The sequence below is a fragment of the Bifidobacterium sp. AGR2158 genome, assembly GCF_000424225.1.
Classification (GTDB): Bacteria; Actinomycetota; Actinomycetes; order Actinomycetales; family Bifidobacteriaceae; genus Bifidobacterium; species Bifidobacterium anseris.
Genome location: NZ_AUJM01000012.1, coordinates 311,693 through 330,327, shown reverse-complemented (window position 1 = coordinate 330,327; position 18,635 = coordinate 311,693). Strand labels below are relative to the sequence as shown.

The following is an 18,635-nucleotide window of genomic DNA, read 5'->3' as shown; positions in this document are numbered from 1 at the left end:
TCAGTTTTCCGATTCGAAGACGTTGAGGTCGGTGGTCATCAGATCGCGGGTGTCCTTGGAGAAGAAGCCCTTGTCTGCCGGGAAGTGATCCGACTTCACGCGGTCGGCGTTCACCCATTCATTGAGCACGTTCACGGTGACTTCGGGCAGTCCGATGCGCGATGCGGCGACGATGAGCTCGTCGCGGTTGTTGTCGGTGTCCTTCATCTCGGACAGTCCGTGCAGCGCGTTGAGATTATCCTGGAAATCGGCGATCGGCTTGTTCTCGAACAGCACCTGATACCACTGGTACAGCGCTTCGCCGGTGCGGGTCATGTCTTCGGTCGTTTCCGCCATGCCTCATCCTTCCTGTTGCGCGCGCCTGATATGACGCGCGCCGTGCAATCGTTCAGGTGACATCGTAAACGCGCCGGTCAGCGCGCGTGCGGAACTTCCGCTGCCGGTGTAACGGTGCTGATGTGCGTTTTGGATGGTCTCCGCGCCAGCATCCGTCGTCTGCGTAAATGATACTTTCTATCATTTACGGCCTGTTGCGTGCCGAGATGCGCGCTCTAATTGATACTTTCTATCATTTACGACGTCAATTCGATGGTGCAGCCTTCTGATTATGCTCATCAGTATCAATATCGAGACCGGAGGATGCGCTGAACCATGGCGAGCTGACCTTCTTCGTGATGACGCTGCTCGATTTGATCATGGAGTCGCAGCATGACCTCGTCGAATATCTGACGCAGTTGATGAACGGCGTGAAAGGGCTTAGGCGTCGATGCGACCAGCTGACGGATATGCACGCGCTTTCCTCCCCATGCGGGCGAGGTGCTGTTCAAGAGCAGGAGTTCGGCGGCTGGCGGTCGATGACGTTCGATGAGGGCGCCCGGCATCTTGGTCTGTCGAAGCAGAGCGCGCGCAAAGTGGTCAAAGAGCTTGAATAGGCCGGACTTGTTGAGTATACGAAGCGGCGTCCGCTGATGTTCCGTTGCTCCGGCGATGGAGCGAATCTAGAGGGGATGCCTGAGATTTGAGATATTCCGTGGTGCGGTGCACCGCAGTGGCATGATTCCGGCGGAGCGCTGTCAGCCATGTACCGGCGCAATGGCGGTAATGAGCGGGGGCCGTGACGCGGGATGTTTTCCCGCGTCACGGCCCCCGCTCATTGAAGAGGTCGGATTCCTGGTATCAGCCGGTGTTCTGGAGGCCGGCGGCGACACCCGAAACGGTGCACAGGATCAGGTAGATGAACCCTGCCTGCTGGCTCTTCGAGAGCTCTTCCTTGTCCACCTTCTTACGCAGCGAACGCAGCGCGAGCACCTGGGTGACGGACAGCGCGTCCACATACGGCGAGCGGATGCGGATCGCCTGGCCGAGCACGTGGCGGTGCTGCAGCGGCCATTCGTCGCCGACGATGCGCAGCACCCAGCGGCGCGTCAGCTCCATCTCGTGCAGAACCTTGTCGCGCAGATCGTCACGGTCGCCGAGCGCGAGATACATCTTCGCGATGCGTTCGTCGGTCTTTGCGAGCGACATCTCGATGTTGTCGATGAAGGTCGAGAACAGCGGCCACTCCTGATACGCCTTGCGCATCGTGTCGAGATCGCCGAAGGCTTCGCACGCCGAGCCCAGGCCGTACCATGCGGCGAGGTTGATGCGCGCCTGCGCCCACGAGAAGATCCACGGGATCGTACGCAGATCGTCGAGCGACTTCGCACCCAGACCACGCTTCGCCGGACGCGAACCGATCGGCAGCAGGCCGACCTCGGTCAGCGGCGTGACCGTCGAGAACCACGGTGCGAAGTCCGGCGTATTGAGCAGGTCGAGGTACGTCGCATGCGAGACCTCGTCGAGTTTCTTCGCCATCGGCGCGAACGCGTCGGTCATCTCGGTGTTCGTCTTCTCGACGCTCGGCGCGGACTGCAGCAGCGTCGCGGCAGCCACGGATTCGACGTGGCGGATCGCGAGCACCGGGTTGCCGTAGCGGGCGAAGATGACCTCACCCTGCTCGGTGAGCTTGAAGCGGCACTTGACGGAGCCCTTCGGCTGCGCGAGCACGGCACGATTCGCCGGGCCGCCGCCGCGGCCGACGGCGCCGCCGCGACCATGGAACAGCGTCAGATCGATGTCGTTCGCCTCGGCCCACGTGGCGATGCGCTCCTGCGCCGAGTGCAGCGCGAGCGTCGCGGAGGTCGGGCCAGCGTCCTTCGACGAATCGGAATAGCCGAGCATGACCTCGAGCTTGCGGCCGGTCTGCTTGAGACGTGCCTGCACTTCGGGGATCTTGATCATTTCGTCGAGTACGCTCACCGAATTCTCAAGATCCTCAAGCTGCTCGAACAGCGGGATGACGTCGATGACCGGCGCATCCTCCGGGTTCGAGAACGCGAGGCGGTTGAGCTCGTAGACGTCGCGCACGTTCTTCGCGCTCTTCGTGAACGAGATGATGTAGCGGCGCGCGGCCTTGACGCCGTTGCGCTTCTGGATCGCGCCGAGCGCGCGGAAGGTGTCGAGCACCTCGACCGTCATCGGCTGCAGTTCGCCGCGTTCGCCGTGCAGGCCATGCTCGCGGATGTCGTCGAGCGCGCGGGCGTGCACGACCGAATGCTGACGGAACTCCATCTCGACCATGTGGAAGCCGAAGGTCTCCGTCTGCCAGATGAGGTCCTGCAGCGGGCCGTAGGCGGCGCGCTTGTCGCCGGCTTCGGCGAGCGAGCGCTGCACGATGCGCAGATCGGCGAGGAAGTCGTCGGCGCTGTGGTACATCAGGTCGGTGTCGCGCTTGATCGTGTAGTGCAGACGATCGGCCATGACGAGCATGACGGCGCGGTGGAGCTCCTTCGTGGAGATGAGCGATGCCTTGCTCGTGAGCCGCTCGCTGATCTCCTTCTGCTGATTCCACAGCGTGTGCAGCTCGTCGCTCGGCGGCGTCGTCTCCGCTTCCACCGTCAGGTTGCGGCCGACGTTGCGCGTGGCCTCCTCGAGTGCGGCGAGCACATGGTCGGAGAACTTGCGCGCCACCTGACGGCTCACCTTCGCGGTCACGTTCGGGTTGCCATCGCGGTCGGAGCCGATCCAGCTGCCCGGATGGAAGAACGCGGGACACGCCGGTTCGACGGTGCCGGCCTTGTCGCCGAGCACCCAGTCGTCGAAACGACGGTAGACCATCGGAATCGTGTGGAACAGCGTGTTGTCGAAGATATCGAGAATCGTGTCGGCTTCCTCGACCGGCGTCGGCTTCTTGAGCGCGATCGGCGAGGTGCGGAACAGCGCGTCGATCTCGTTGTAGAGACGGCGGTAGCATTCCTTCTTATCCGATCCGCCCAGCATGCGGTATGCGGCGAGCTGGTCGGCGATACGGCGGATCTTGCCTTCCACGGCCTTGCGGCGCGCTTCGGTCGGATGCGCGGTGAAGACCGGATGGAACTCAAGACGGTTGAGCAGCTCCTTCGCCTTCGCGGGACCCATCTCGGCGATCAGCTGATGGTAGGCCTTCGTCATCTCGTTGACCGGGTCAATCGCCAGCGAATCATCCACTTTCGCTTCGCGCTCATGCAGCACGGAGACGCGGTAGTTCTCCTCGCAGAGGTTCGCAAGATGGAAGTACGTGGTGAATGCGCGCGCAAGCAGCTGCGCGTCGTGCAGATTCATCGCGTCGATCGTCTTGACGGCCATTTCAAGGTCGTCGCGCTCGGGATGGGTGTCGGTGAGGACGCCGGAGAAACGTTCCGCGCTTGCGTCGACGGCGTACTGACGCACGGTGTCGAAGGTGTTGAGCAGCGATTCGTCGTATTCGGAGAGCACTCCACGCAGAATTTCGAGACACAGATCCATGTCTTCGTGAAGTGTGGGGGGAAGTTCACGCTCCTCAGGGGCCTTGGTCCCCAGTCCGGACGTGACGATGGCCGCGTCCGCAGGCGTGATCTGTTCGTTATCAGTCACATTGACCTCCTTCTAAGAACATCAGGTTGCTCGGTCTTCCGCTCATCCGCGGCTCCTCCGCGGTTGTGTTGATCGGACGTTGCGAGCCCACAGCCTTAAGTTCTCTTCAGTTGCACGCTCATTGTAGGCGCGGGGAATCGACAGCGCGCGCCGTTGAAACGCTGAAAGGGTCATGATATGAGACGGTGCCGCCGCCGTTTTGTTGATTTTTCCTGATTTCTTCGACGTGCGGCTTCGCGGACGTGCGCGCGGCGTGCACGTCCAGCGTCCGCACGTTAATGGAAACCATGAGCAATGAGCAAGCACAAGGAACGGACGCGGACGCCGGAACGCCACCCGTGCAATCGTCCGCAGACCGCCCACGAGAGCCCCTCGCCGAACCCGCATACGCCCACCCGCACGACGGACCGCTGACGAGCGGCGCGTCCGCCGCGGGCAAATTCCATTCCCATTCGATTCCGCTCGACATGGAGGACATCGAGCGCGACTGGGACAAGCCGATCCAGGATGCCGGCATCGCCGCGAAGGCGAGCGTCATCGTGCGCGTCGGCATGCTCGACCTCGGCGCCGGCACCGGCAGTTTCCGCGTGCGCGAGATGATGCACCGCATCGCATATCCGCTCGGCGTGCACGTGCGCGCCGACGTCAACCTCACCGACATCGAGGCGGCATGCACCGACGGCTCCGGACGCATCACCGAAGTCGTCAACCTGCCGACGACCGGCGTCAACACCGAACGTATCTGGCTGCTTGAGCATTTCGCCGACTGGTTCAGCGTCAATCTCGGCACCGGATCGATGTATCACCGTGAGACAAAGGTCTCCGCCGGCCTCATGCAGCATCTCGACATGCGCGACGCGTCGCAGGTCTCGGCGGACATGGCGAAACGACTGCGCGAGGAACGCCATCAGGCGCGCGTCGCCGAGCGCGCCGCCGCCTCCGACGCGGCCGTCGAGGATTACGAGGTCGCGCTCAACGCCGCCGATGCCGCCGCCCGCCCGCAGGACGACGCGCAATCGGAAGTCAACGAGACCGTCATCGACGCGCTTGTCAAAGCCGACGGCCATGGCGACGACGCGCGCGGCAGCGCCGAACAGCTCGAACTGCCGCACAAATCGCGCCTGCGGCTGCGCGCGGCCGCCGGCGAACGCACGCGCGCATGGCGTGAACGTTCGCAGCGTCCTCCGAAAAACGGCTACGCCGAGCATTTCGACCATGTCGGCGGCGCTGCCGCCGCGCGCAAGACGCATGAGATCACGGTGCGCGACGTGCATAAGCGGCTCGACATGATCGAACGTCGCAAACCGTTGTATTCGCCGGCGTTGTCGGGACTCGCGTCAGCCTGCGCGTGCGCGTCCTTCGTGTTTCTGCTCGGCGGCGCGCCGTACGACATGATCGGCGCGTTCGTCGGCGCCGGGCTCGGCCAGTGGCTGCGACGACGACTGTTCGCGCATCATCTCAATCAGTTCTTCGTGACCTTCGTGTGCGTGGCCGTCGCCGCGTTCGCATGCGTCGGCACGCTGCGTCTGATTGGCTTGTTCAATCCGGTGGCGTTGCAGCATGACACGGCGTACATCGGTGCGATGTTGTTCGTCATCCCCGGATTCCCGCTGATCACCGGCGGTCTCGACATGGCGAAGATTGATTTCCCCTCAGGCGTGCAACGTGTGATGTACGTCGTGTGCATCATTTTGATGGCGACGCTCGCCGGATGGATGGTCGCGTCGCTCGTGCAGCTCAATCCGCAGGGCTTCGAATCGCCGAATCTTACGCCGTGGGTGACGGGTTGCCTGCGCGCGCTGTTCGCGTTCATCGGCGTGTGGGGATTCTCGATGATGTTCAATTCGCCGCAGCGCATGTGTCTTGTGGCCGCCACGATCGGCATGATCACCGATACGCTGCGTCTCGAACTCGTTGATTGCGGACTTGCGCCGGAAGCAGGCGCGTTTCTCGGCGCGATGCTCGCCGGACTGCTTGCCTCGGCGTGGCGTTCGGCGGTGCGCCACCGGCTGCTGCCCCCGCATCTGGGCTATCCGCGTATCTGTCTGACGGTGCCGTCGATCGTCATCATGGTGCCGGGCATGTATATGTATCAGGCGATGTTCCATCTGGGACAGTTCGAGACGTTGCTCGCGCTCGACTGGGCGTTCCGCGCGTTCATGGTCATCATCTGTCTGCCGATCGGGCTTGCGATGGCGCGCGTCATCACCGACAAGTCGTGGCGATACGACGTGTGATGCCGGCGAGGACATACATATAGCTGGGGCGCCGCTTCGGATGATCGAAGCGGCGCCCCAACTTATTGCGGCTATTGCGATGCGCGCGGATCAGCGGTCGTAGCGCATGCCCATCGCCTCGCGGACTTCGTCGAGCGTCTCGTTCGCGATGGCGTTCGCGCGACGGTTGCCTTCGTGCAAAATGTCGCGGATCGTATCCATGTCCTGCGCGAGCTCGGCGCGGCGCTCGCGGTGCGGCGCAAGGAACTCGTTGACCGATTCGGTCACATACTGCTTGAGCGCGCCGGCGCCGGACGCGCCGATCTCCTCGGCGATCTCCTGCGGGTCGCGGCCGGTGACGAGGCCGGCGGTCGTCAGCAGCGCCGACACCTGCGGACGGTGCTCGGGATCGAAGGTGATCGTACGTTCGGAATCGGTTGGGCTCTTCTTGATGAGCTTCGCCGTCTCCTCGGCGGTTGCGCCGAGCATGATCGAATTGCCGTAGGACTTGCTCATCTTGCGGCCGTCGAGACCTGGGATCTCCGGCGCATCGGACAGGATCGCGGCCGGCTCCGGGAAGATCGGGTGCTTCTTCGCATAGCGTTCGTTGAAGCGGCGCGCGATCGTACGCGTGATCTCGACGTGCGGCAGGTTGTCCTTGCCGATCGGCACGACGTTCGCCTTGCAGAACAGGATGTCGCAGGCCTGATGCACCGGGTAGGTGAGCAGCAGACCGGTGAGCGCGTGTCCGGAGGATTCCATCTCCGACTTGACGGTCGGATTGCGGTGCAGCTCGGCTTCGGTGACGAGGGACAGGAACGGCAGCATCAGCTGGTTCTCGGCCGGAATCGCCGAATGCGTGAAGATCATCGTCTTCTCCGGGTCGATGCCGGCGGCCATGTAGTCGAGGACGAGGTTGAGGACGTTGTCGTCGATGTGCTCGGTCGTGTCACGGTCGGTGATCACCTGGTAATCGGCGATGATGATGTTCGTGTTGACGCCGCGGTTCTGCATCGCGACGCGTTCCTTGATCGAGCCGAAGAAGTGGCCTAGGTGGAGACGGCCTGTCGGACGGTCGCCGGTGAGCATCGTGAACTTGCTCGGATTCTCCTCGAGCTTCTTGAGCGTCTCCTCCGAGCGCTTTCTCGCAGCGAGGAAACTCGCGCTCATTTCGTTGCCGGCCGCGGTCAGGCGCGCCTCTTGTTCTTCAGCCATACGTAATCCTTGTGCCGTTCGAATCGTTGGTTTTCGGTGGTTTTCATCGTAGAAATCTGAGCCGACAACAAAAGAGGGGTGGAGGAGTGGTACTCTCTTATGTGATGAATCGATAGCAAACAGTTACTCCAGGGGGTCAGATGGGCCGCGGACGTCAAAAAGCCAAGCAGCAGAAGATAGCTAGGAAGCTCAAGTACCTGACCACTGACACGGATTATGACGAGCTTGCGAAGGAGCTGGGAGCGCAGGAACCAGGTTCCGGTTCATTCGATCCGTTTGCCGATGTGGAGGCGAAGTACGCCCAAGACGCGGATGTTGATGAGTTCGAGGAAGAGGAGACCGTCGTGTCTGCTCCTTCCGAGGATGACCTTGATGACTATGCGCAGTGGGCGGCCGAAGCCGCCGCGAAGGCCACAAGCGGAGAGATGCCGGCAACGCCAGCGCCCAAGCCGCACAAGCCGATTCCGATGCCAGTGCCGGGTGCCTTCAAGCATGCCGATCATGCGGGCTTGCACGACGCTCAGCAGTGACGGGCATGAAGGTCCGTTGACCGCGTCGCGATGATTAAGCGACGCTGAACGAGGTGGGTGTGCACGAACGAGACGGTTCGTGCACACCCACCTCGCGTATTCGGGCGCTGATGTGGTCGGTCAGTCGGTATAGCCAGCTTTGGACAGTGTAGTCGACGCGATTACAGTGAAGTTCAGCCGAGTGGGAGGATCGCCGACAGGTCATCGCGCTCGCCGACGGCGCTGATGTGGCCGGCTTCGCGTTCCTCGTCCCAGCTTGTGATGCCGCTGGCTACGCGCAGCCATACGGCCGGTTCGAGTTCGATGACGTCCGGCGGCGTGAGGTTGTGCGGATCCGAGGCGGGGCCGTCGAGGATCTTCACGGCGCCCCACGGCGCGACGCGTACCTCCACGCCCGGGCCGGGCGCCTTCAGTTCGAGCATGTGCAGCGAGTAGCGGACAGCGAGCGCCATCGTTGGACGTGGAAGGGCAGGCGCGATGTCGGTCGCCGCTTCGGTGCCGACGAGCGCTCGCGCGGCGTCGCACCACACGTCGTAGGCATCCATGCCGGCGCGCAGGTCTTTCTTATGGATAGCAGCCATGCTTCGTATTGTGCGCGTACGCTGCGATAAGTCAATATATTTATGTATCTCCGATCGTCACGGGTGCGGGGAGTGACCGTCGCGTTCGCGGACAGTGGTGTGGGTGAACGGAACGGGTGCGGAATGCGTCGGCGGCGTTCGCGGACGGTGGTGTGAGCGAACGGAACGAGTGCAGAATGCACCGGAGGCGTTCGGTGGATACGGAGCGAACTGAAATAGACACTGAACTGCACATGTGACACGCGCGCCGTCGCCGTCCGTGGAGGCCTCACGAGGGGCTTTTGCGACTGCTTACGACGGCTGAAGCGCTTCCGCAATGTGAAGGTTGCCACGCAAAAAACGCATGCACGCAGACGCAGGCGTTGACAAAGTGGACCTTATGCTATGATTTTCTGTTTGAGAACGTATGCAAAAACGGACGGAAGAGCTTGTGGCGCGGATTCCCGATGGGACAGGAGCTTTTGCCCGTGGACGTTCACGAGAAAGATAATGTTCAGAGGAGTCATAGATATGACCGAACTTACGGCACCGAAGTCCTCGGTTACCGCAGCCCAGTTCGCGGACGAGATCCGCAACGAGCTCAAGTACACGCAGGGCGTTACGCCTGAACAGGCGAAGCCGGCCGACGTCTACGTCGCCACGGCGACCGCTGTGCGCAAGCACCTTATGGATTCTTGGATGAAGACCCAGCAGGACATGATCAACGGCAACACCAAGGCCGTCGGCTACCTGTCCGCTGAGTTCCTGATGGGCAAGCAGCTGCGCAACGCGCTGCTCAACTCGGGCCTCACCGATCAGTTCTACGCGGCGGTCAAGGAGCTGGGCTTCGACGCCCAGGAAGTCATCGACGCCGAATACGAGCCGGGCCTCGGCAACGGCGGCCTCGGCCGTCTCGCCGCCTGCTTCATCGATTCCCTCGCGTCGCTGGGCGTTCCGGCCTTCGGCTACGGCATCCAGTACCGTTACGGCATCTTCCGTCAGGAATTCGACGAGGACGGCCGCCAGGTCGAGCGTCCCGATTACTGGCTGACCAACGAGGATCCGTGGGGCCACATCGACTACGCGCGCGACCAGCGCGTCAACTTCGGCGGCGAAGTCGTCGAAGAGGACGGCAAGCGCGTGTGGAAGCCGGCGTGGGCTGTCCGCGCGATCCCGGTCGACTACATGGTTCCGGGCTACGAATCCGGCCGCGTCAACACGCTGCGCCTGTGGCAGGCCCGCGCATACGACGAGTTCGACCTGCTCACCTTCAACAAGTCCGAGTACCTCGACGCGGTCAAGCCGCAGGTCGAGGCCGAGAACATCTCCAAGATCCTCTACCCGGAGGATTCGACGGAGGTCGGCAAGGAACTGCGCCTCGAGCAGCAGTACTTCTTCGCTTCCGCTTCGCTGCATGACGCGATCCGCGTCTTCTACGGCGACGCCGAGAAGCCGGATCTGACGACCTTCCCGGACAAGATCACGTTCCAGCTCAACGACACCCACCCGGTCATCGGCATCCCGGAGCTCATGCGCATCCTCATCGATGAGTATGGCTACGACTGGGATACCGCGTGGGACATCACGACGAAGACCTTCAACTACACGTGCCACACGCTGCTTCCGGAAGCGCTCGAAGTGTGGCCGGCGTCGCTCATCGGCAAGCTGCTGCCGCGTCATCTCGAGATCATCGAGAAGATCAACGACCAGTTCATGCACGAGCTCGCCGACCGCACCGACGACGAGGCAAAGATCGAGCGTATGCGCATCCTCACCGCGGGCGAGAACCCGTCGGTGCGCATGGCGTACCTCGCCTCCTACGCCGGCTCGCACGTCAACGGCGTCGCCGAGCTGCATTCGCAGCTGCTCAAGGACGTGACGCTGCGAGACTTCTCGGACATCTATCCGGCGAAGTTCACGAACGTCACCAACGGCGTCACCCCGCGTCGCTTCATGAAGCTCGCGAACCCGGGTCTGTCCGCGCTCATCACCGAAGGCCTCGGCACCGACAAGTGGCTTGAGGACCTCGAACTGCTCAAGAACCTTGAGCCGCTCGCCGGGGATGACGAGTTCGTCAAGAAGTTCGCGAAGGTAAAGTACGATAACAAGGTCCGCTTCGCCGACTTCGCGAAGTCCGAGTACGACTTCGACCTCGATCCGACGACGATGTTCGACACGATGATCAAGCGTCTGCACGAGTACAAGCGTCAGGCCCTCAAGATCCTCGAGGTCATCGCCACCTACGCGGACATCAAGTCCGGCAAGGTCAAGGCCGAGGACATCACGCCGCGCACCGTCATCTTCGGCGCGAAGGCCGCTCCGGGCTACTACCTCGCCAAGATGACGATCCAGCTCATCAACAACGTCTCCAAGGTCATCAACAACGACCCGGACGTCATGGGCAAGCTCAAGGTCGTCTTCCCGTGGAACTACAACATCCGCGTTGCGCAGATGCTGATTCCGGCGACCGAACTCGACGAGCAGATCTCGCAGGCCGGCAAGGAAGCCTCGGGTACGTCGAACATGAAGTTCGCGCTCAACGGCGCCCTCACCGTCGGCACGCTCGACGGTGCGAACGTCGAGATCCGCGAGCGCGTCGGCGCCGACAACTTCTTCCTCTTCGGCATGACCGTCGACGAAGTCGAGAAGATGTACGCGGACGGCTACGATCCGGCCAAGTACTATGAGGGCGATCCGCGCCTGAAGGCCGCCATCGACATGGTCGCCGACGGCACGTTCTCCAACGGTGACAAGGACGCGTATGCGCCGCTCGTCTCCGACTGGCTGACGAAGGATTGGTTCATGACCCTCGCCGACTTCACGGCGTACCATGAGATCCAGTCGCAGATCGAGACGCTCTACGGCGATCAGCTCGAGTGGAACCGCAAGGCGATCATCAACGTCGCCAACTCCGGCTACTTCAGCTCCGACCGCTCGATCGAGGATTACCTCGACCGCGTCTGGATGACCGGTCCGCTGCCGACCGAGAAGTGATTCGCGCGGCCGTAAGGTCGACTGCAGCGTAGAAGAACGGCGGACAGCACCTTCGGGTGTCGTCCGCCGTTCGTTTCTGTATCGATCATTGATGATTACGTAGGCGCTCGTTGCCGCGACGGTGACCGTGTCGGCGCCCGCATATGCGAAAACCGCGGCGTGCACGTTCCAACAATCGTGCACGCCGCGGTTTTCGGCGTCGATGATGCGCGCGTCCCCGCACAGCGCAGTGCGGGAGTCGCACAATCAGGCTGCGTCGGCGGCCGGAGCGACCTTGTCGACGTCGTCCTCAGTCTTGTCCTTCGCGAGCGTGAGGTCGACCGGCGACGAGCTGTTCTCCCACGGCTCCTCCCACGGATCGTAGTCCGGGTTCTGCTGCTTGTAGATGTAGACTCCGACGACTGCCGCGAGCAGCGCACCGAAGAGCAGCGCAAAGAATTTCCAACCGCTAGAGGACTTATGTTCCTTCATGACGGCTCCTTTCCGATTACGTGGTCGACTGGTTTCCCCAGACAACTCTGTTCACCATCATAGGACCTTCGCCGCGTTCGCGCGACTTCGGTTGTGCTGATGGCAAGTCCTTGCACCGCAACGCGCAGGCGTTGTCGGCCGCGCGCGGCGGCGCGTCACTCTGCGCTACAGTGTGACCTATGCCCAACAATCGTTTTTCTTTGTTTCCCGATTCTCCGTCGATGCGGCAGGTGTTCTCGCTGCGGTCGTTGCGCTACCGGTGGCGCAACGGCGAGCCGGTCGTCACGTCGGCGATCATCGTCGTCTGTGTCGCGTTGTGGATCGTCGAATTCATCTTGAACCTGGTGAGCCGCCCGACGCTGGCGAACCTGCTGCAGTATGGCGCGATGCAGCCGTATCGTGCGGCGCGCGAACCGTGGATGTTCGTCACGTCGATGTTCCTGCACTCGCCGGGCTCGATATTCCATATCCTGTTCAACATGCTGACGCTGTGGTGCGTCGGGCCGTTCCTCGAGCGACTCATGGGGCACTGGCCGTATCTGATGCTGTATCTGGTTTCCGGCATTGGCGGCGGCGTCGGCATGGAGTTGTGGGCGGCCTTCGGGCGCGATCCTTCCGCGTGGCTCACCTATTCTTATGGCGCGTCCGGTGCTTTGTTCGGCCTGTTCGCCGCGTGCCTCGTCGTGTATCGCAAGGCCGGCTCGGATATGCGATCGATGCTCGTGTGGATGGTGATCAACTTTGCGATGCCGCTTGTCATGCCGAACATCGCATGGCAGGCGCATGTCGGCGGCTTCATCATCGGCGGTCTGCTCACGTTGCTCGTCGTGGATGGTCCGCGCGCGCTGCGCCGCAGTTCGACGCTTGTGCGCACGTCGATCTACGGTGGCGCGTTGCTGCTGCTCGAGGTGATTATTGTCGTCATCTGCAATCAGAACAATATCTACGCGATGATGCTGTGATTATGGTGATGCTGTAGTGGGGCGGGGGGACGTTGCACGGTGTTCGTGCGGCGTTTGCGCGGTCCCCGCGCTCGTGTGTGTAGATGGTGCGGCGCACAGATCGTTGCGTGTCGACATCTGCGTGTCGACATCGATGAGCAGGCCACAGTAATGCGGCATTCGCATCTGGATGTGTTGGTGGACGCAGTCGAGCAGTGTTGGCTGTTGTCAGACGGCGTCGGATGGTCGATCGAAATGGCTTCCGACGCCGCCTCATAACTTACAGCGGTGTAGTTTTCCACATGATGTGGAAAACATTGTGGATAACTCGGGGATAGGGTGAGGAAACAAGTCGAAGTTATCCACATGGTTATCCACAAATGTTGATATCTGTGGTTTCTTCGATGGTCGGGGATGTGGATAACAGTTATCCACATCCCCGACGAACCGTTGGAATCAAGCCACAAATAGGGATTCCACTCGGGGGCAGTCCCTATATGTAGTACCTCGAAAGTTATCCACATTTCATGTTATGTCAGAAACTGAAAGCACAGTGGACATCCCCTGCCACTGTTTCCTCCTCAAGGACTCCCACCCCGTCGGGCCGGTATCGCGTGCGGGATATCACGGCCTCCCGTTAGGTCGATCGATTTGCCCTGAAGCAATGGCCTGCTGCTGTGCAGAAGACCAGCGTTCATCCTCTGCGCGTGTTCCGGGAATGGGTGGCGAAACCGGAACAGACCGTGGAAAGACCCACTGCCAATTATTCTTTCGGCGAGATTGTAGTGTCAACTGAACTACTCAATTTGTGTACGCAACAATACGTTTCGGACGCAACTCGGTTGCTGCGTCGGCGGCTATGCGAGATGACCATGCATCGTTCGTCTGCGCTCGACTGCACTCAGCCACGACGGATGCTCTGCGGACGACGCATCGCTACAATGCCGCTTATGGACAACGACGATAATGCGATCGCGGACGGCGGCCGCCTCGCACCGCAGATCAACGCGGCCACGCGCGCGTTTATCGCGGCGCATCAGGATGAGGACGTGCGCGACGTCGCACTTCACGCCAAGCGCGACGGCGACGTGGACGTGTCGTTCGCGCTCGACCAGATCGCCGGCCGCCGCATCGCCCGCGCGAAACTGCCGCGATGGGCGATGATCGACGGCATCATCTATCCACCGCATGTGCCGATGGAACAATGCTCGTCGCAACCGGCAGCGGAATACAAGGCCCGGCTCGCGGCCGAACTCATCGCCGGGCAGCCGCATCCGACGACGCTCGTCGACCTCACCGGCGGCTTCGGCGTCGACTTCTCCTTCATGGCGCGCGCATTCGACGACGCCGTCTACGTCGAACAACAGCCGACACTATGCGCGCTCGCAGAGCACAATCTGCGCGAACTCGGCATCGACAATGCGCGCGTCGTCTGCGCCGATGGCGTCGCATTCCTCGAAACGATGGCGCCGGCGACGCTCATCTACATTGACCCGGCCCGGCGTGACGCACACGGCGCGCGTACCGTCGCGATCGCCGACTGCACGCCCGACGCGCTCGCATTGCGCGACGCGCTGCTCGCCAAAGCGCCGTTCGTCGTCATCAAACTGTCGCCAATGCTGGATTGGCGGCAGACGATTGACGATTTCGGCGGCGCGGTGCAGCGTCTCGACATCGTCGCCGTGCACAACGAATGCAAGGAGATCCTCGTTGTGCTTAGTCGGGAGCGCGTTGAGCGGCCGCAGATTCGATGCGTGAACGATGGCGTAAGCGTCGAGTTCCGCGCCGGCGATGACGAACGGCCGAGCGTCGCGCCGGCGTCGACACTGCCCGATATGCACGTGCTCTATGAGCCGAACGCGGCGATCATGAAGGGTGGCGCATTCGCGACGCTGCAGCGGCGATGGCCGGCGGCGCAGATCGGCGTCAACAGTCATCTGTTCGTCGCCGATCAGTGGTTCGACGATTTTCCCGGGCGTGCGTTCACCATCGACGGCATTGGCACGATGAACAAGAAGGAGCTGCGACGACTGCTCGGCGGCGTCGGAAAGGCGAACGTGGCCGTGCGCAACTTCCCGCTGACGGCCGCGCAACTCGCGAAGAAACTCAAACTGGCCGATGGCGGCGACGTCTATCTCTTCGCGACGACCGACGCCGACGGACGCCACATCCTCATCTGCGCGCACAAGGAGGACGCGCGCAGTAGTAGTAGTAACTGAGTGCGGCAGAGCGGTCAACGGCGGTAGTCGGCGGTTGAGGTCAATCACATACTGCCGTTGGCGGACAGTGGCGGACAGCTGCGGATGGTGGCGGACAACTACCGTGCCGGCGGCGGGCAACAAAAAAGGGCGTCGGTGGACGCCCTGATCAGACTTGCGGCACGGCTCAACGCCACCAGACCATCATGATGAAGCCGGCGATCATGAAACCGAACGCGATCAGCAGATTCCAGGAGCCGATCGACGGAATCGGATACGTGTAGTTCGTCAGGTAGAAGACGACGGCCCAGATGAGACCGATGATCATCAGCGCACAGAACACCGGCACGAACCAACCGGGATTCGCCTTCGTGCCCTTGATGCTTTCCTCGACACGCTTCGTGTTCTCACGCTGACGCTGCATCATGCGGCGCATCTGCGGGGTCATGTCCTTCTCGTCAACGGTCTGGTTGAGGATCTCCTGGATGCGGCCGACCGGGATCTCATCGTTCTCGACGTAGGTGGCGGCCTGCGCCAGATCCATCGGTTCCTTATCCGGGTCGGTGCCCTTCATCGGCTCGTCGTTCGACTTCTCGGCGGCGCCGTGTTCGTCGACCTGGCCATCCGTGGGTGTTTTGTGCAGCTCTTCGTCAGCCATTTGTCTTATCTCCTTGCATAGGCTAATTAGGTATCATAGTGGTTGCTCGCGAAAGCGGCCACTAGCGTCGGCCATCATGAGCAAAATCATCATATTTCGCGCGTCGCTGTGAAGACGGGCCATGCGGCCCGACGCAACGGTTCGTAAGGAGACGGATATGGCCAGGCACAAACCCAAGCATGGCACCGGCAAATCGTTCGTCGGCAGTGTCTCCGTGCTGCTCGTCGTCACCTTCGTCGGCTTCCTGCTCATCACGAACATGCGCATCAACCGCACGACGACCGTCTCCTCGGACACGGCCGAACTCATCGAGAACCGCGTGCGCAAGGTGGACAAACTGCAGGCCGACGTGAAGGAACTGTCGGCGCAAGTGGACAAGTTGAGCGCGCAGGTGCAGTCGGGTCAGTCGACGCCGTCCGAGGATGCCGGCTCGAGCACGATGCTGCCCGCCGTCGAAGGTCCGGGCGTCACGGTGACGCTCAACGATTCGTCGATGTGGAAGAACGCCGTCGATTCGTCGGGGTCGGCGGTGGACAACGACAAGTACGTCGTGCATCAGCAGGACGTCGAAGCGGTCGTCGACGCGCTGTGGGCGGGCGGCGCCGAGTCGATGCAGATCATGGATCAGCGTGTGCTGTCGACGTCGGCGATCATCTGCTCGGGCAACGTGCTGCTGCTGCAGGGCCGCAAATACTCGCCGCCGTTCACGATATCCGCAATCGGTCCGCCAACGTTGATGATTCAGGCCCTTGATGATTCGCGCGCCGTGCAGATCTACCGGCAGTACGTGGACGCGTACGGCCTCGGCTACGACGTGCGCACGGAGAGCAAACTCCACTTCGACAGCACAACGATGCTGCTGCAGCCGCTGCAGTACGCGCATGTGCTGCAGCAACCGAACAAGTCGGAAAACGGGACCGACGATGCCGCGCACGGCGATGAGAATGACCAGGGCGGCGCACAATAGATGCAGCGGCGATCGCGTGGGCAATCGCGCAGCTCTCAATTAATGTGACCACATCAGCAACGTGACCACATCAGCCAACCGGAAACGGGGGAAGACACCACCTATGGCACACAGTCAACATGCGGCGCAGCGCCGCACACGCAGCGTCGGACGTTCGATCGTCACGATCATCGCGGAGTTGCTGCTCACCTTCGCCGCGATCTGCGGCCTGTACGTGGCGTGGATGCAGTGGTGGACCGGCGTGCAGTCGGACCATGTCCAGCAGGAGACGCGCGCGCAGATCGCATGGGCGCAGCCGAACGACGGCGGCACGCTGAAGATCGCGCAGCCGCAGGATGGCGAGCCGCCGGTGCAGCCACGGGAGGCACTTGTCGGCGAACTCATCGCCCGCGTCTACATTCCGCGCTTCGGCGACCAATGGGAACGCAACCTCGTGCAGGGCACCGACCTCGCCGAACTCAATCAGCACGGCCTTGGCCACTATGTGGACTCGCAGATGGCCGGTCAGGTCGGCAACTTCGCGATCGCCGGGCACAGGAACGGCTACGGGCAGCCGCTCGGCGACGTCGACAAACTCGAAAAGGGCGACGCGATCGTCATTCGTTCGAAGGACTACTGGTACGTCTACCACTACACGAACTATACGATCGTGACGCCGGACGAAGGCTGGGTCATCGGCGCGAATCCCGAACATCCGGGCGAGACGCCGACGAAACGACTCATCACGATGACCACCTGCGAGCCGAAGTACACGGCGCCGACGCATCGTTGGGCGAGCTTCGGCGAGTTCGCCTACTGGGCGAAGGTCTCCGACGGCATCCCGAAGGAGCTTGCGAAGACCGGCTCGAACAGCGCCGTCGAATTCATCAACAACGAACGGCAGTCCTTCGCATCGTCGATCACGTCGCTCGCGCCGTGGGTGTGGGGAGCGCTCGCCGTCTATCTCGTCGTGTTCCTCGCGGCGGCCGTCGCATGGCGTTGGCCGGCGCTGCGCGCGATCCGCGAGAGCGACAAGCCGCTGCCGGACGCCGACATCTACGGCTGGCTGCTGCGCCATCAGCCGGGTGCCGCGCCAATCCGTTGGCTGATGCTGCTGCTGCTCGTCTTCGCCGCCGCGGCCGCGCTGTTCCAGTGGGGCTTCCCGTGGGCGGCCGCGAACGTCCCGTTCCTGCAGCAGATGTCCAACTACGTGGCCGTGTAGCGCGCCATGCGGCCGCTACACCGGCTGCACTACACTTGTGGGCTAGCATAAGCCTGCACGCGAGCGAGAGGACCTTTCATGACCGATTCCGCGCATATCCTCGTCGTGGACAACTACGATTCCTTCGTGTACACGATCGTCGGCTATCTCAAGACGCTCGGCGCGACCGTGACGGTCGTGCGCAACGATGCGCTTGACCCGTCCGACGCCGCCGTCCTCGACGGCTACGACGGCGTCCTGATTTCGCCGGGGCCGGGAGCGCCGGCCGACGCGGGCGTCAGCGAGGACATGATTCGCCTGTGTGCGTCGACATGCACGCCGATGTTCGGCGTCTGCCTCGGCATGCAGGCGCTCGCCGAGGTCTTCGGCTGCACGGTGAGCCATGCGCCGTCGATCATGCACGGCAAGACGAGCCTCGTCGAGCACATTGACGACGAGATCTTCGCCGGCGTCGCGAATCCGATGACGGCCACGCGCTACCATTCGCTCGCCGTCGAGCCCGATTCGGTGCCGGCCGATGTGCTTGAGGTGACCGCGTGGACCGTCGACGACCATATCGTGCAGGGCATCAAGCATCGTGAGCTGCCGTTGCACGCCGTGCAGTTCCATCCGGAATCGGTGCTCACGCAGGACGGCTACCGTCTGTTCGCGAATTGGCTCGCCGTCTGCGGCCAGCCGTCCGCCGTCGACAAAAGCCTGGGGCTGCAGCCGAAGCTTGCGCGCTGAGTATGCGTTGATTTCGCGTTGATTACAA

Annotated in this window: 15 protein-coding genes; 9 read left to right on the top strand and 6 right to left on the bottom strand. The window is 62.2% G+C overall.

All coding sequences use genetic code 11. The features are described 5' to 3' along the window. Nucleotides 1-336 (bottom strand): hypothetical protein, encoded by a 336-nt coding sequence (locus G606_RS0104095; RefSeq protein WP_026644884.1) that lies wholly within the window; start codon nucleotides 334-336, stop codon nucleotides 1-3. Nucleotides 337-674: 338 nt separating this feature from the next. Between G606_RS0104095 and G606_RS09860 the strand changes: the two genes are divergently transcribed. Continuing rightward, entirely contained in the window at nucleotides 675-932 is a 258-nt protein-coding gene (locus G606_RS09860) for a hypothetical protein (RefSeq protein WP_026644883.1), read from the top strand. 244 nt (nucleotides 933-1,176) lie between these two features. Here G606_RS09860 and G606_RS0104085 read toward each other — a convergent pair whose 3' ends face one another. Beyond that, entirely contained in the window at nucleotides 1,177-3,930 is a 2,754-nt protein-coding gene (locus G606_RS0104085; RefSeq protein ID WP_026644882.1) for a phosphoenolpyruvate carboxylase, read from the bottom strand. A 467-nt stretch (nucleotides 3,931-4,397) separates the two neighbouring features. Between G606_RS0104085 and G606_RS0104080 the strand changes: the two genes are divergently transcribed. Then, nucleotides 4,398-6,167, top strand: a complete 1,770-nt coding sequence (locus G606_RS0104080; RefSeq protein WP_026644881.1) for a threonine/serine ThrE exporter family protein — start codon at nucleotides 4,398-4,400, stop codon at nucleotides 6,165-6,167. Nucleotides 6,168-6,257: 90 nt separating this feature from the next. Here the strand turns inward: G606_RS0104080 and trpS are convergent, their stop codons facing one another. Beyond that, complete coding sequence (trpS, locus tag G606_RS0104075; protein WP_026644880.1) at nucleotides 6,258-7,361, bottom strand: tryptophan--tRNA ligase; 1,104 nt, start codon at nucleotides 7,359-7,361, stop codon at nucleotides 6,258-6,260. Between the two features lie 140 nt (nucleotides 7,362-7,501). On the opposite strand from trpS, the gene G606_RS0104070 reads away from it, so the two are divergent. Beyond that, nucleotides 7,502-7,891, top strand: a complete 390-nt coding sequence (locus tag G606_RS0104070; RefSeq protein ID WP_026644879.1) for a DUF3073 domain-containing protein — start codon at nucleotides 7,502-7,504, stop codon at nucleotides 7,889-7,891. 173 nt (nucleotides 7,892-8,064) lie between these two features. On the opposite strand, the gene G606_RS0104065 is transcribed toward G606_RS0104070, so the two are convergent. Next, nucleotides 8,065-8,472: a sterol carrier family protein gene (locus tag G606_RS0104065; protein WP_026644878.1), complete on the bottom strand. Its 408-nt coding sequence runs from the start codon at nucleotides 8,470-8,472 to the stop codon at nucleotides 8,065-8,067. 510 nt (nucleotides 8,473-8,982) lie between these two features. Between G606_RS0104065 and G606_RS0104060 the strand changes: the two genes are divergently transcribed. Continuing rightward, a complete protein-coding gene (locus tag G606_RS0104060; RefSeq protein WP_026644877.1) occupies nucleotides 8,983-11,445 on the top strand; it encodes a glycogen/starch/alpha-glucan phosphorylase in 2,463 nt (820 codons plus the stop codon). A gap of 246 nt (nucleotides 11,446-11,691) precedes the next feature. Here G606_RS0104060 and G606_RS0104055 read toward each other — a convergent pair whose 3' ends face one another. Then, a complete protein-coding gene (locus G606_RS0104055; protein ID WP_024540346.1) occupies nucleotides 11,692-11,916 on the bottom strand; it encodes a hypothetical protein in 225 nt (74 codons plus the stop codon). 179 nt (nucleotides 11,917-12,095) lie between these two features. Between G606_RS0104055 and G606_RS0104050 the strand changes: the two genes are divergently transcribed. Both G606_RS0104050 and G606_RS0104045 read left to right on the top strand, forming a co-directional pair. Further along, nucleotides 12,096-12,878 carry a rhomboid family intramembrane serine protease gene (locus tag G606_RS0104050; protein WP_026644876.1) on the top strand — a complete coding sequence of 261 codons (783 nt, stop codon included), beginning with the start codon at nucleotides 12,096-12,098 and terminating at the stop codon, nucleotides 12,876-12,878. Between the two features lie 929 nt (nucleotides 12,879-13,807). Then, complete coding sequence (locus tag G606_RS0104045; RefSeq protein WP_051198503.1) at nucleotides 13,808-15,076, top strand: THUMP-like domain-containing protein; 1,269 nt, start codon at nucleotides 13,808-13,810, stop codon at nucleotides 15,074-15,076. A 166-nt stretch (nucleotides 15,077-15,242) separates the two neighbouring features. Here the strand turns inward: G606_RS0104045 and crgA are convergent, their stop codons facing one another. After that, nucleotides 15,243-15,713: a cell division protein CrgA gene (crgA, locus tag G606_RS0104040; RefSeq protein ID WP_026644874.1), complete on the bottom strand. Its 471-nt coding sequence runs from the start codon at nucleotides 15,711-15,713 to the stop codon at nucleotides 15,243-15,245. Nucleotides 15,714-15,870: 157 nt separating this feature from the next. Between crgA and G606_RS0104035 the strand changes: the two genes are divergently transcribed. The 3 genes from G606_RS0104035 (at nucleotide 15,871) to G606_RS0104025 (ending at nucleotide 18,607) form a co-directional block, all read left to right on the top strand. Next, nucleotides 15,871-16,680 (top strand): DUF881 domain-containing protein, encoded by an 810-nt coding sequence (locus G606_RS0104035; protein WP_026644873.1) that lies wholly within the window; start codon nucleotides 15,871-15,873, stop codon nucleotides 16,678-16,680. A 103-nt stretch (nucleotides 16,681-16,783) separates the two neighbouring features. Beyond that, on the top strand, nucleotides 16,784-17,881 hold the full coding sequence (locus G606_RS0104030) for a class E sortase (protein ID WP_026644872.1): 1,098 nt from the start codon (nucleotides 16,784-16,786) through the stop codon (nucleotides 17,879-17,881). Between the two features lie 78 nt (nucleotides 17,882-17,959). Then, on the top strand, nucleotides 17,960-18,607 hold the full coding sequence (locus tag G606_RS0104025; RefSeq protein ID WP_026644871.1) for an anthranilate synthase component II: 648 nt from the start codon (nucleotides 17,960-17,962) through the stop codon (nucleotides 18,605-18,607). Nucleotides 18,608-18,635 lie beyond the last annotated feature (28 nt).